The organism is Flavobacterium aquidurense, assembly GCF_002217195.1.
GTDB classification, from domain to species: domain Bacteria; phylum Bacteroidota; class Bacteroidia; order Flavobacteriales; family Flavobacteriaceae; genus Flavobacterium; species Flavobacterium frigidimaris.
In genome coordinates this window covers 90,195-103,597 of record NZ_MUGR01000001.1, presented here as the reverse complement: position 1 = coordinate 103,597, position 13,403 = coordinate 90,195, and the positions used below count along the sequence as shown (strand labels likewise).

The window sequence follows — 13,403 nt, the reverse complement described above, 5'->3', positions numbered from 1 at the left end:
TAAATTATTTATTCTTTAGAGTTTTAAACTTCTTAATCGCAATGCATTGACAATAACAGATACAGAACTAAAGCTCATTGCCAGGGCAGCAATCATAGGAGAAAGTAATATTCCGAAAAACGGATATAAAACTCCAGCTGCAACAGGAACCCCTAATACGTTGTATATAAAAGCAAAGAAGAGATTTTGTTTTATATTGCTCATTACAGCATGGCTCAGGTTTTTAGCTTTTACAATTCCTTGCAAATCTCCTTTTACCAATGTAATCTTGGCACTTTCTATTGCAACATCTGTTCCTGTTCCCATCGCAATTCCGATATCCGATTGTGCCAAAGCCGGCGCATCATTTATACCGTCACCCGCCATAGCAACAATTTTTCCTTCAGCTTGTAATTTCTCGATTACTTTTAATTTATCCTCTGGTAAACAGCCTGCTTGAAAAGAAGTCAAATGCAATTCGTCGGCAACAGCCTTGGCAGTATTTATATTATCTCCCGTAAGCATGATTACTTCAACTCCTTGACGCATTAATTCTTTTATAGCAGCAGCACTGGTTTCTTTTATGGCATCGGTTATCGTTACAAATCCCACCACGTTTTTATCTACAGCGATGTAAGAAACCGTCTTTCCTAATTTTTGCTCGGCAATAATTTTCTCTTCTATGACAGCAGAAACAATTGCCCCTGCTTGCTCCATTAATTTTTTATTGCCTAATGCCGTCTTCTTACCAATAGCAGTTCCAATCACTCCTTTACCTGCGATGTTTTCAAAATCATTGACTTTTGTCAAAGAGACATTTTTCGCTTTTGCAAATTTCACTACGGCCTGTGCCAAAGGGTGTTCGCTATATTGATTTAAAGAAGCAATAAATTGTAACAGTTCCTCTTCTGAATACTCGAAAGCAACAATTTTCTCTACAGAAGGTTTTCCTTCGGTAATTGTCCCCGTTTTATCAGTAATCAGAACATTTACTTTGTTCATATTTTCTAAGGCTTCGGCATTTTTTATGAGAATTCCCGATTGTGCTCCTTTACCAACCCCTACCATTACAGACATCGGTGTTGCTAAACCCAGTGCACATGGACAAGCAATTATCAATACGGCAATGGCGTTGATAAATCCGTAAACCATTGCCGGTTCCGGGCCAAATTTTGCCCAAATGAAAAAAGTAAGAACAGAGATAACAACAACAATCGGCACAAAATATTTGGCGATACTATCTGCTAGTTTCTGTATTGGTGCTCTGGAACGGCTTGCATTATTGACCATTTGTATAATTTGCGAAAGCAAAGTTTCCGAACCTACTTTTTCGGCAATCATAACAAATGATCTGTTTCCATTGATGGTTCCTGATGATACCGCATCTCCCATTTTTTTATCCACAGGAATTGGTTCGCCGGTAATCATCGATTCGTCTATTGTGCTTTCACCATCGGTTATCTTCCCATCCACAGGAATTTTGTCTCCGGGTTTTACCCGTAATAAATCACCTTTTTTGATATCATGGATTGAGATTATTTTATCGACTCCTTCAAGAACCAAAGTAGCTTCGGTAGGTGCTAATTTCAATAATTCTTTTATGGCACCACTGGTTTGACTGTGCGCTCTTGCTTCAAGCAATTGTCCTAGTAATACCAGTGTAAGAATTACCGTTGCCGCTTCAAAATAAAGATGAATTGTTCCGTGTTCCGATTTAAACTCCTCCGGAAATACATCCGGAAAAAACATTCCAACAATACTAAACAAAAATGCTACCCCAGTACCAATTGCGATAAGGGTAAACATATTTAAATTCCAAGTTACAATTGATTTCCATCCGCGAACGAAAAACATCCAACCGGCATAAAACATCACGGGGAGTGAGAAAATCAGCTGAACCCAATTCCATTTTTGAACGTCCATTATTTTCAATAATGGATTGTCATGCATCATCTCTATCATAGCAATAAAAAAGATAGGCACCGTAAAGAGTATTGCTATTTTCATTTTTTGCAGCAACTCCTTATATACTTTGTTCTCCTCTGTATCCGTTGGCTCCATAGGCACTAAGTCCATTCCACAAATTGGGCATGAACCAGGCGCATTGGTAATAACTTCCGAATGCATCGGACAGGTATATTGCTGTACTTGAATAGCTGCTGGCTCTTGTATCAAATCCATTCCGCACACAGGACAATCTCCGGCTTTATCATACATTTTATCACCTTCACAATGCATTGGGCAATAGTATTTTCCACCGGCATGATTATGAGGTACCGCTATTTTTTTATGATCCTTGTTGTGTTGATGATCATTAGCAGTACTACAGCATGATTTCTCAGCTGTTTTTTCGTGGGAATGAGTAGCATGAGTCATTTCAATGGTGTACTTTCCAACGGCAGTTAATGCGGCTTGAAGTTCTTCGGTGGCAATATGTTTTTCCATCGTAATGGTTGCCATCGGTGGATCTAATGTGACATTTGCCTTTATTCCTTCGACTGCATTTAATGTTTTTTCTACTTTGGTGCGGCATCCATCGCAAGTCATTCCTGATATTGTATAGGTATGTGTCATAAGGTTGTTTTTTTAGATACGATGTGTTATTTGTTTAGTATATAGAAAGTTAGTGTTTTTTTTTGAAGCTAATATGTATTTTAAACTTGTTTCAAATGGCTTGTTTCTCATCAGCTGTTTCAACCAATTGTTTAACACTAAAAAATAATTACAAACCGTCTTCAATCTTAGATTCTGATTATTTAATTGTTTCTTTCACCTCACCACATTTAAGCATTTTTTCTCCAAAGTAAGGGTTACGCACTTCTTTGGTAGTACTAATCCATACTGCCCCTTTATTATCAAAAGCCATTGGACAATAGTGAACATACAGCTCAGCGTCAGCCATTCCTGCTTTCTTCAGCAAGCCAACCATTTCATTACTTAGTTGAGAATAAGCTACTCGCTGCTTTTCAATATCCGGAGCTGAAACGATTGCCCCAGCACTTGTAACAAGATTACTGTTGGCGCTGATTTTTTGCGCTCCCGCCTCAATCGCATTAGCTGCCAGTTTTGCCTCTGCGATATTACCTTGAGTAAGGGCAACTGTTAAATGAGTATACTGGCTGTAAATTGCGTTTAAAAGATCATCATTTATCTTTACTTCGGATTCCTTAGTAATTGCGACTGACGTTTTCTTATTCTGTGGAATCTCTTTCTTTTTGTTTTCATTATTACCACAGGCAATAAGCAACAAGATTGATAATATGGAGATTCCTGATTTGATTAATTCTTTCATTATTTGCTTGATTAATTATTACATTTTCATTCCTGACATTGGGTTTTTGCCTTTTTTTAATATAAATTCACTGTACAAGAGATAGGCGCCAGTTGCAACCACAATATCACCTTTTGTTAAGCCACTGGTAATTTCGACTTCATCGAAGGTTTCAGAACCAATAGCCACCATTCTAGGCTGATATTTGCCTTTTTCAATTTCAATCCACACATGTGTACCGCTGCCGTCTCTTATTACGGCATCTACAGGTATGGTTAATTTCATTTTTTGTTCTGATGAAGGCAGTAAAACAATTGCCTGTTGACCTGCCTGCCATTGCTTGTTTGGATTGGCAATAGCACCTCGCAGCTGTATGAGCTGTTTGCTTGTCTGCAGGGCAGGATTTATAAAATCTACTGTCATTGTTTGGGGCTGATCTTCATAACCCGAGACTATAACTTTTACTTTTTGGCCTATTTTAACTTTACCAGCATCTGCGGGATAGACATCAGCTTCGACCCATAAACGGGTATAATCTTCCAGTTTCATAATAGAGCCTCCTTCTGCTACATATTGGCCTTCTGTTATGGAAAGTTCTGCAACTATTCCTGAATCCGGGGCATAATAAACAACATAAGGAGAAGCTTTTTGTTTTTTTAATAATTCATTAAGCTGTGCTTCAGATTGTCCATATAATAATAGTTTTTGTTTTGCAGCATTTTTTATTTGGGCAAATCGTTTATCCTCAGTAAAGCTTGCAGCCTGTGCCGTAGCTAGAAGGTACTCCTGCTGCAGGGCTGAAAGCTGCTCTGAATATATTTTGTACAAAGGCTGGCCTTTTCGAACGGGAACACCAGTTTCTTTTACATACAACTCTTCAATCCTTCCTGCCACACGACTTGAAATGTAAATAGTTTGCTCAGGGTCAGTAACCAAACGTCCGTTAAGATGAGAAGAATTTGAAAATTCATTTTCCCCAGCAGTTATTGTAGTCAGATTAGCTAGTGCCTGCTGGCTGGGTCCCAAGGTTAGAAAGTCCTGTGCGTTGTTTTTTTCGAAAGGCACTAAATCCATTCCACAGATCGGGCATGAGCCGGGGCCATCTTTTACAATTTGCGGATGCATGGGGCAGGTATAGGTTTGAGCTTTTTCCTGACTGGTTTTTTTTTCTTCTTTTTGGGCACATGCTGTAAATAGAAGTGGAAAAACCATTGCAATGAGCAAAATAGTACGAATTATTAGTTTATTGTTCATGGCTTAATTTTTTAATTTATTTTCTGAAGCTGTCTTGATAAAACTCTCACTGTCTATCATATAAGCCGCATTACTGGCGATATTCCAATTATTGATGTCTTGGTCTATTAGCACCATTCCATCACCATTATTTTTCGTTTTAACTTCTCTGGGAACAAACACGTCCTGCTCTTTTTTGAAAACGATGGATTTATTTCCTAAATTAAGAACGGCGCTTTGTGGAAGCCACCAGCCTTTACTGACAATAGGAATGGCTGCAGTTACTAATTTTCCGGTCTGAAATTTATTATCCTGCAAATAAATTCGGGCTATGGTAAAGTTGCTTCCCTCTTTAAAGACGGGTTGAATGAGTCCGATAGTACCAGTATACACGGTTTGCTTATCTGAGGGTTCATAAAACACCAACTTTTGTCCTTTTTTAATCTGGGATGATACCGATGGATCAAAAGCAAACTCAGCGATAAGGTTTTTGTTGGTATATATTGTAAAAAGAGATTGTCCTGCACCAACATATTGTCCTTCTCTTAGCATAATAGCAGAGGAAGCAGGGGCAGATGCGCTGCTATTTGATGCTGCACTGCTACTTGAACCCATTGCGCCCATACCATCATCTGACGGTGCGCTTTGAGGCGAAGCCGCAGGAGCTGTTGCAGAAGCATTTGCCGCTCCCGTGTTGTCTAAGATGTACCCGGTGGCATTACTGTAAACAGGAATGCGATAGGAGATTTTACCTGTTTTTAATACCTGTTGAATTTGCCCCTGTTGCATACCCAGCAGAGAGAGTCTGTCTTTTGCTTTTTGAAGCATCGGATTGTTTGGGTCAGATTGATAAATAAATAACAACTCTCTTTGCGCGGCAGCCAGATCAGGGGAATAGATTTCCATGATTAACTGTCCTTTTTTTACGGGCTGATAATTGTACTTAATCAGCAGACGCTCAATCCTTCCGCTTACCCTGCTGGAGATACTGGTCTGCTCGCGGGTATCGTAGGTAATAATTCCCTGTACCTGCATAGAGAATATTTTAGTACCCTCGTCAGGTTTTATGACAGATATGTTTGAAACAACTTGTTCGTTAACTGGTTTTAAAAGGTGTTTCAGGCTGCTGTCTATAGCTGTTTCCGTTCCAGGAGTGTGTCTTGCAACCAATTCCATCCCGCATATTGGGCAGCTGCCGGGCTTATCCTGAATAACTTCGGGATGCATTGGACAAGTATATTCCTGATTTGTACTATGCTGATGTGCGGGCTTACTGTTATGCTCTGTTTTCTTGTTACAGGCTGTCAATACTAATATCGAAACGAATAACAATCCGACTAACTTAGCGATAGAGTTCTTTTTCATAATCGACAATCATTTGATATAGTTTTAATTTTTCATCTAATAAGTTATTCTGCAGCATATTTAAAGCTTCCCAGGAGTCAATTACTACAGGAATTTGCAGTTTGTTTTCCTGATAGTTCAGAAAGTTTACATCCAGCGATTTTTGCATTGAAGGGATTATTTTTGTTTCGAGTCCCTGGATTCTTTTTTGCATGGTCAGTATTTCATATTGCATACCATATAACATACCCTGGGTTTCCTGCAGCATGGCGGATTTCTCTTTCTCCATTGCCTGTACATTATATTGCATTGCTTTAACATCTGATTTATACATTTTTGATGACCATGGAGCAATAGGAATAGACATCATTGCCATTACCGAATAGGCTTTGGGCATCATTTTATCGAAAGAATTCATGTGGTCAAACTGGATTTTAAAAGAGGGATTTTTCTCCGCTTTCATCGCCTGAATACTGAGCTGCATCGATTCAATTCCCGCATCCATCTTTTTAATATCTCCCCGCACAGCAGCAAGACTTGTGGTGTCGTGCAAAGCAGGGTTGAAGACAGGAATAATACTTGTGTCGATTGAAAAATCAGCATTGCCAGGCTGGTTCATCAAGCTGTTGAGCCATGCTCTTGCTTTTGCGATTTCACCTTCCTGCATGCGGATCATATTTTTGTTCTCTTCAATCCTTGCGTCAATCTTGTATACATTACCCAATTGCGACTGATTGTAAGGATAGCGTACTTCCTCAATCTTTTTCATGGTCAACATTATCTTTTCGTTCTGATCCAAAACTTTCATTCGCTCTTCGGCTACCATCCAGCTGTAGTAGAGCTGTTTGGCCTGCGCTTTATAGTCGTTAAGGGTAACGGTCCGCGTAGCGTTCTCAATATTTCCTTGGGACTGGATAAATTTTTTCTTCTTGTTTAGCTTTCCTATATTGGGGATATCTTGTTCAACTCTGAACATTAAAGATCCTTTGTCGCGGTCATCCATAACTTCCTGAAAAGGATAGGGTGTCATAAATGTCCCAACACCCACCATTGGTGCCATCCATGCCGTTGCGGCATCAGCACTATATTTGTACCCTTCAGCCTTTAGGCTATAGCTTTGCAGGAGCACGTTTTTTTTATCAATCCTGTGAAGGATTGTATCAAGAGACAAGACCTGTTGGGTCTGGCTCAATAGCTGTAATGGCAGTAAAAGCAATAGTACTGCCAGTATTTTAATGTTTGACATCATGTACTTCAAGTTTGCCATATTTTCGTAATTCATATTCTTTAGACATTAGGAAAATAAGCGGGGTTACTAATAAGATATGTACGGCAGAGGTAAATACGCCGCCAATCATAGGCAATACGATTGGTTTCATTACATCCATTCCGACACCATTGGACCAAAGGACAGGCACTAATCCAAATAATGAGACACAGACGGTCATTAGTTTTGGGCGTAATCTCTTTGCGGCGCCGTGTACCACATATTCTCTGAGATCGTCTTTAGTAATGGTTTCTCTTGAATTACCTTTGGCCTTGATAAGCTGCTCCATTGCATCATTGAGATAGATAACCATCACAATTCCGGTTTCCACGGCAATACCAAACAAGGCTATAAAACCTACAGCTACTGCCACTGATAGATTGACATCCCAGAAAAAAATTATATAGGCACCTCCAATCAAAGCAAAAGGCACTGTTATAAGACTTAAGAAGGCTTCTCTAAGGGAATTAAAGGCAAAATAGAGGGAGAAGAAAATAATAAGCAATACTATCGGTGCAATGATTTTAAGGGTCTTTTCTCCGCTGATCAGGTTCTCATATTGTCCGCTCCATTCTATAAAGTACCCTTCGGGAAGTATATTTTTGGCACTTTCTAATTTTTTCATAGCTTCCTGTACGGTTCCCCCCATATCACGATCACGTATGTTGAACATGACTGCCCCGCGAAGGAGTGCATTTTCTGAACTAATCATTGGAGGGCCATCTACGAATTTAATATCGGCAACAGAAGATAGGGGCACCTCTCCAAAGGTTGGAGACTGCAGGGGAATGCGTTTAATGCGTTCTACGCTATTTCTATAGTCCTGTGCCATACGAACGCTTATTGAAAATCGTCTTCGTCCTTCAACGGTATTGCCGATGGACGCTCCTCCTAAGGCAAATTCCACGGTTTGGTTTACGTCATCTACAGTGAGTCCATAACGGGCCAGTTCGGAACGATTGACATCAACATCCAGGTATTTGCCACCAGTAATAGGATCCACAAATAAGTCAGACACTCCAGGGGTTCCCTCTAAAGCCATTTTTACTCTTTCTGATACTCGCGCAATGGTATCGAGATTTTGACCGTAGACTTTAATACCCACGTCGGTACGAATTCCTGTAGCGAGCATATTGATACGGTTGATGATAGGCTGTGTCCAACCGTTTACCACACCCGGGATCTGCAGTTTGGTATCGAGTTCCTTAATAATGTCTTTTTTGTCTATTCCTTTACGCCATTCTGATTTTGGTTTTAGCATGATAATGGTCTCAATCATGCTCATTGGGGAATTATCGGTAGCTGTATTAGCCCGTCCGGCTTTGCCTAAAACACTTTCTACTTCGGGAACTGATTTTATTATTTTATCCTGTACCTGCAAGATGCGTTTGATTTCTCCATTGGATACATCAGGCAGGGTAACAGGCATAAATAAAATGCTCTGCTCATCCAGTGGGGGCATGAACTCTGTTCCCAGCCGCATCAATAATGGAATGGAAATCAATAACGCCAAAATATTAAACGTAAGGGTTGTTTTTCTCCATTTTAGGACCCAGCGTATGATAGGCTCATAACCTTTTTCCAAAAAACGATTTACGGGATGTGCATCAGTTGGACGGAATTTCCCTTTCATAAAAAAAGAGATCAGTACCGGAGCTAATGTAAGTACCAACAAGGCATCCACAATCAGTATGAAAGTTTTTGTATAAGCCAAGGGATGGAATAGCTTTCCTTCCTGTCCGGTAAGCATAAATACAGGCAGGAAAGAAGTAATTATAATTATGGTGGCAAAGAATACCCCGCGAGAAACCTGCTTGCTGCTTTTCTCAATTACTTTAAGCCTTTCCTCTTCGGATATCCACTGTGTTTTTTTGCGAAATATATTTTTAATTCTTTTCATCAGAGTTTGTTTCAGTTTTTTGTTCGGATTCCCATTGTGCATACCGTTGTGAGAGATGCTGGTAGGCATTTTCACTCATAATAATACCGTTGTCAACTATTACCCCAATGGCAAGTGCGATACCGGTAAGGGACATGATATTGGAGGATATTCCAAAGGCATTTAGAAGTATGAAACTCGCGGCAATTGTAATTGGGATCTGGATTATGATACTTAATGCGCTGCGCCAATGGAAAAGAAAAATAATAACGATAAGCGAAACCACAATCATCTCTTCAATTAAGGTGCGCTTAACCGAATCAATAGACTCTTTGATCAGATGCCCTCGGTCATATACAATATTGAATTTTACCCCTTTAGGAAGCCCTTTTGCGACTTCTTTCATCTTTTCTTTCACATTATCAATAACGGCATCGGCGTTTTCACCGTAACGCATCACGACGATGCCTCCAACAGCTTCGCCTGTACCATTATGATCAAAGATTCCCAATCGGGTTTCTCCGCTCATCTGGACTGTTCCTATATCGCTGACTTTTATAGGGATACCATTCTGGTTTTTCAGTGGAATATCCTCAATTTCTTTTATGGATTTCAGATAACCGGATGTCTTAATGATATAGCCAATATCACTCATGTCGAATTTTCTTCCGCCGCTTTCGTTATTATTGGCTCGTACGGCGCTTATAACCTCAGGGACAGACAGCTTATAATATAGCAGTTTGTTTGGATCAATGGTAACCTGGTATTCTTTTTGAAATCCTCCAAAAGAAGCAATTTCACTTACTCCGGGGACATTTTGCAAAGCAAATTTGACATACCAGTCCTGCAGTGCCCTTTGTTCGCCAAGGTCAATGCCGGGAGCGTCCAAAGTATACCAGAGTATATGGCCAACTCCGGTTCCATCGGGTCCCAATTGCGGTGCAACTCCTTTGGGCAGGGTGCTGCTAATTGTACTGAGCCTTTCCAGTACTCTTGATCTTGCCCAGTATACATCAACATCATCCTCAAAAATGACATAGATAAAACTCATTCCAAACATGGAAGCAGCCCTTACATATTTAATTTTAGGCAATCCCTGAAGGTTGGTAACCAAGGGATAGGTGATCTGGTCTTCAACGAGCTGTGGAGCACGTCCCATCCATTCTGTAAAAACGATTACCTGATTTTCAGATAGATCTGGAATAGCATCAATAGGATTTTTTTGAATAGAGATAATACCCCAAACAAATATTCCTGCTGATAATAGTAATATGATGAAACGGTTGCGCAGGGACCATTCTATTAATTTGTGTACCATAGATTTAATTTATTTTTGAAAGACTATCACTTACTTTTTCAATCCAATTGAGTAGCTGTTCTTTCTGAACAGTATTCAGTACTGCATCTTTATGGATCAGCGTATAGGAAGCCAAAGGCATTTGATTGGCTTTTATCTGCTTGGCAATTCGGTCTAATTTATTTTCCTGTTTTCGTTTCGAATAACTTCCCCATTGGCTGAAATTCAAATTTTCTTTTCCTTCCTTGATATGTCCTTCCATAAAGGTACGTGCCGGCTGGATGTAGGAGTACCATGGATATTGCGTGTTGCTGCTGTGACAATCGTAACAAGAAGTCTTAAGAATCGTTTGTATATTTTTGGGAATGGGATAGACTTTTGAAATGTGAATTGGTAAAACCTGCCCGTAATCGGAATTGCGGGCAGGCTGATACAATTGCATCAGTAGAAAAATAATTAACCCAATAAAAAGAATCTTTCTGATGAACCGTTTCATTTTACAATTGTTTTTTCATTGAACCGCAGGTAAGCATTTTAGAACCATAGTAAGGGTTTTTTATCTCTTTTGTTTCACTGATCCAGATAGCTCCTTTTCCACCATCATACATAGGGCAAGAATCCTGATATAGTGTTTTTGCAGCTCCAAAAGTTTTGATCAAATCATTTATGTCTTTACTCAATAGAGCGAAATGCTCTCTTTGATGCTCAATATTACCGCCATTGGCCCCAATATGTTCTGCATGCTCTTTGGCATCGTCAGCTATATCAAGATATTCAGCTTTGGATTTTGGATTTATCGATTTTACATTTGTGGTTTTGAAAGCCGAATACAGTGCCTTGCCAGCTTTAGCGGCCCCGTTGCTGTCATCTTTTGCGAGTGCATTTTTTAACGCTAAATAATCTGCAACAATTTGCTGAGTTGAAAATTTTGCTTCTGTTTTTTTGCTTTGCGCATTGCCAGAAACCATTACGCATACCATTAATATGGCTGAAAGAATTGTATTTTTCATTTTAATTATATTTTAAATTGTTTAAAAAATAGGTTGCTATTGATTTTTTTTCTAAATATCTATTGGACTGTCTACACAATAAACACATGGGAAATAAGTGAATATTCAGCAAAGAGTATCGCACGGCGTAGTCTAAAAAAATTAGATACATTTCAATAAATTATGAACATCATTAGTCACGAGAAAATTGAGTGGTCATTATGTAAACAGCCCGATAAATTTATTAGTACTTAGCTGTACTATAGTTCTTTTTTCATAGAACCACAGGTTAACATTTTTTTTCCTTGATATGGGTTTTTGATCTCCTTGGTTTCGCTTATCCAAATAGCTCCTTTTCCGCCATCATACATAGGACAAAAGTCCTGATACAATTTTTGTTCTGATTTGAAAGATTTTATCAAATCATTCATGTCTTTACTTAACACGGCAAAATGCTCTCTCTGGTGTTCAATATTTCCGCCGTTAGCTCCAATATGTTCTGCGTGTTCTTTGGCATCATCAGCAATATCAAGATATTCTGCTTTTAATTTCGCATCTATCGAATTGGGATTTACACTGTTAAAAACTGCATATAATGCCTTGCCTGCATCTGCAGCTCCTTTTGTATCATCTTTGATTAATGCATTTTTTAGGGACAGATAATTACTCACGATTTCGTTTATAGAAAATGTTCCTTGAGCAGTCTGGGCTGTTTCTACTTCTGCACTTTTTCCGGCCGTTTCCTTTACTGGCTCGGTTAATTCCATTCCGCATTTGGAACATTTGTCTCCTTTTTTTCCTGTAATTTCAGGATGCATGGAACAGGCATACAATTGCGAGTCATTCTGAGCTGTCCCGGAAGCCGCTTCAGGAGCTGCAGTTTCTTTGTTTTTTGAATTACAAGCTGTAAGTACAATTGCCATTACAAGGGTTGAGAAAATTAGTTTTTTCATTTTTTTTAGTTTTTATCTCTAATGAATGTTTTTTTGTCTAACATTCCTTTGTTTGAGTGTTATAAGAATTATTCTTTTTTTGATTGCAAATCCAATCTCTATTTTGCCTTTTAAATGCCTTTATATCAGATTTATATTTTCAGCACCAATCCGTTGGGTTTTCTACCGACATTAATCGTTTTAGAGACCGTATGGTTTGATACATTAACAACAGAGACCGTATTGGCGGTCTGATTGGTCACATAGGCAGTATTTCCATCTGCTGTAAATGTTATAGCATGTGCACCGGCACCAGTAGTGAATACACCTCCATGAACCCACATCATCTTAGTCTGGTCCCAGGTCCAATAATGGACTTTTGCATTGACAGGATCACTTACCCAAAGTTCTTTCTTATTTCCATTGTGAGACGCTATTCCAGGCATAAATCCTAGATCAATGGTTTGGCCTACGGCATCGGTTGCCACATTGATTACCGAGATAGATTGCCCGTCTTCATTATCAACATACATTCTGGCGTCAGTTCCTGTCCAGGCACCCACAGGGTTTTTTCCCACAGCAACTGTGGCTGTAACCTGCTTGGTTGCGGTATTTATAACTGACACAGTATTGTCATCTCCATTAGCAATATAAGCCTTAGTCCCATCAGAAGAAAAGGTAAGCTCAGCGGGCATCATGCCAACTGCAATGGTGCTTTTCAATGCGTATGTTAAGGCGTCATAAACCAGAACTTTTCCATTGATGTCCATTTGCGGCACCCAGATTTCTGAACCATTTGGGCTGTATATTGTGTTGTGGTTCATCATTGGCAGGCTGATATTTTTTACTGTTGCCCCACTGGCTGGGTCAATTACAAGGAGTTTACCTGTCATTCCTCCCATACCTGCGGTATGGCCTGCAGAGAAGTCCATTCCGGGTACACCGATAGCCAGATGATTGGAATGTAAAGAAATGTGGTGCGGCCACATGATCATATCGTTGCCGCTGCCCATTAGGCTTAAGGTTTCTGTAACTTCATTAGTTTCCAATTTGATTACTGAAATTGTGCCGTCCTGACCATTGACCACATAAGCGGCAGGATAGTTTATATTCAGTTTTGGATCGGACATATTCATATCATCCATTTTACTGCAAGAAAACAGCGAAACGGTCCCTAAAATTAAAACTCCAAGCATTGAACTAACGGTTATT

The 13,403-nt window shown here is 39.5% G+C and carries 11 protein-coding genes; all 11 read right to left on the bottom strand.

The window, feature by feature from the left end:
• Nucleotides 1-15 precede the first annotated feature (15 nt).
• The 11 genes from B0A67_RS00435 to B0A67_RS00385 all read right to left on the bottom strand — a co-directional run bounded on the left by B0A67_RS00435 (nucleotide 16) and on the right by B0A67_RS00385 (nucleotide 13,180).
• A complete protein-coding gene (locus tag B0A67_RS00435; RefSeq protein ID WP_041515710.1) occupies nucleotides 16-2,553 on the bottom strand; it encodes a heavy metal translocating P-type ATPase in 2,538 nt (845 codons plus the stop codon).
• Between the two features lie 178 nt (nucleotides 2,554-2,731).
• Nucleotides 2,732-3,271 carry a DUF3347 domain-containing protein gene (locus B0A67_RS00430; RefSeq protein WP_072953512.1) on the bottom strand — a complete coding sequence of 180 codons (540 nt, stop codon included), beginning with the start codon at nucleotides 3,269-3,271 and terminating at the stop codon, nucleotides 2,732-2,734.
• 18 nt (nucleotides 3,272-3,289) lie between these two features.
• Nucleotides 3,290-4,504, bottom strand: a complete 1,215-nt coding sequence (locus B0A67_RS00425; protein ID WP_041515712.1) for an efflux RND transporter periplasmic adaptor subunit — start codon at nucleotides 4,502-4,504, stop codon at nucleotides 3,290-3,292.
• Nucleotides 4,505-4,507: 3 nt separating this feature from the next.
• Entirely contained in the window at nucleotides 4,508-5,848 is a 1,341-nt protein-coding gene (locus B0A67_RS00420; protein ID WP_041515713.1) for an efflux RND transporter periplasmic adaptor subunit, read from the bottom strand.
• On the bottom strand, nucleotides 5,826-7,076 hold the full coding sequence (locus B0A67_RS00415; RefSeq protein WP_240475519.1) for a TolC family protein: 1,251 nt from the start codon (nucleotides 7,074-7,076) through the stop codon (nucleotides 5,826-5,828). Before B0A67_RS00415 ends, B0A67_RS00420 begins: the two co-directional genes overlap by 23 nt.
• Complete coding sequence (locus tag B0A67_RS25275) at nucleotides 7,060-8,994, bottom strand: efflux RND transporter permease subunit (protein ID WP_072954201.1); 1,935 nt, start codon at nucleotides 8,992-8,994, stop codon at nucleotides 7,060-7,062. The genes B0A67_RS00415 and B0A67_RS25275 overlap by 17 nt, the downstream gene beginning before the upstream one ends.
• Nucleotides 8,981-10,291 (bottom strand): efflux RND transporter permease subunit, encoded by a 1,311-nt coding sequence (locus B0A67_RS25270; RefSeq protein WP_008463756.1) that lies wholly within the window; start codon nucleotides 10,289-10,291, stop codon nucleotides 8,981-8,983. The genes B0A67_RS25275 and B0A67_RS25270 overlap by 14 nt, the downstream gene beginning before the upstream one ends.
• Nucleotides 10,292-10,295: 4 nt before the next feature.
• Nucleotides 10,296-10,766 (bottom strand): heme-binding domain-containing protein, encoded by a 471-nt coding sequence (locus B0A67_RS00400; protein ID WP_008463760.1) that lies wholly within the window; start codon nucleotides 10,764-10,766, stop codon nucleotides 10,296-10,298.
• Nucleotide 10,767: 1 nt separating this feature from the next.
• A complete protein-coding gene (locus tag B0A67_RS00395) occupies nucleotides 10,768-11,280 on the bottom strand; it encodes a DUF3347 domain-containing protein (protein WP_008463761.1) in 513 nt (170 codons plus the stop codon).
• A gap of 239 nt (nucleotides 11,281-11,519) precedes the next feature.
• A complete protein-coding gene (locus B0A67_RS00390; RefSeq protein ID WP_072953509.1) occupies nucleotides 11,520-12,212 on the bottom strand; it encodes a DUF3347 domain-containing protein in 693 nt (230 codons plus the stop codon).
• Between the two features lie 131 nt (nucleotides 12,213-12,343).
• Entirely contained in the window at nucleotides 12,344-13,180 is an 837-nt protein-coding gene (locus B0A67_RS00385) for a hypothetical protein (protein WP_242670894.1), read from the bottom strand.
• Nucleotides 13,181-13,403: the final 223 nt, after the last annotated feature.

Excerpts from the sequence above, each read along its gene's own strand:
- B0A67_RS00435 (WP_041515710.1), bottom strand. The coding sequence starts at position 2,553 with ATGACACATACCTATACAATATCAGGAATGACTTGCGATGGATGCCGC.
- B0A67_RS00430 (WP_072953512.1), bottom strand. The coding sequence starts at position 3,271 with ATGAAAGAATTAATCAAATCAGGAATCTCCATATTATCAATCTTGTTG.
- B0A67_RS00425 (WP_041515712.1), bottom strand. The coding sequence starts at position 4,504 with ATGAACAATAAACTAATAATTCGTACTATTTTGCTCATTGCAATGGTT.
- B0A67_RS00420 (WP_041515713.1), bottom strand. The coding sequence starts at position 5,848 with ATGAAAAAGAACTCTATCGCTAAGTTAGTCGGATTGTTATTCGTTTCG.
- B0A67_RS00415 (WP_240475519.1), bottom strand. The coding sequence starts at position 7,076 with ATGATGTCAAACATTAAAATACTGGCAGTACTATTGCTTTTACTGCCA.
- B0A67_RS25275 (WP_072954201.1), bottom strand. The coding sequence starts at position 8,994 with ATGAAAAGAATTAAAAATATATTTCGCAAAAAAACACAGTGGATATCC.
- B0A67_RS25270 (WP_008463756.1), bottom strand. The coding sequence starts at position 10,291 with ATGGTACACAAATTAATAGAATGGTCCCTGCGCAACCGTTTCATCATA.
- B0A67_RS00400 (WP_008463760.1), bottom strand. The coding sequence starts at position 10,766 with ATGAAACGGTTCATCAGAAAGATTCTTTTTATTGGGTTAATTATTTTT.
- B0A67_RS00395 (WP_008463761.1), bottom strand. The coding sequence starts at position 11,280 with ATGAAAAATACAATTCTTTCAGCCATATTAATGGTATGCGTAATGGTT.
- B0A67_RS00390 (WP_072953509.1), bottom strand. The coding sequence starts at position 12,212 with ATGAAAAAACTAATTTTCTCAACCCTTGTAATGGCAATTGTACTTACA.
- B0A67_RS00385 (WP_242670894.1), bottom strand. The coding sequence starts at position 13,180 with ATGTGGCCGCACCACATTTCTTTACATTCCAATCATCTGGCTATCGGT.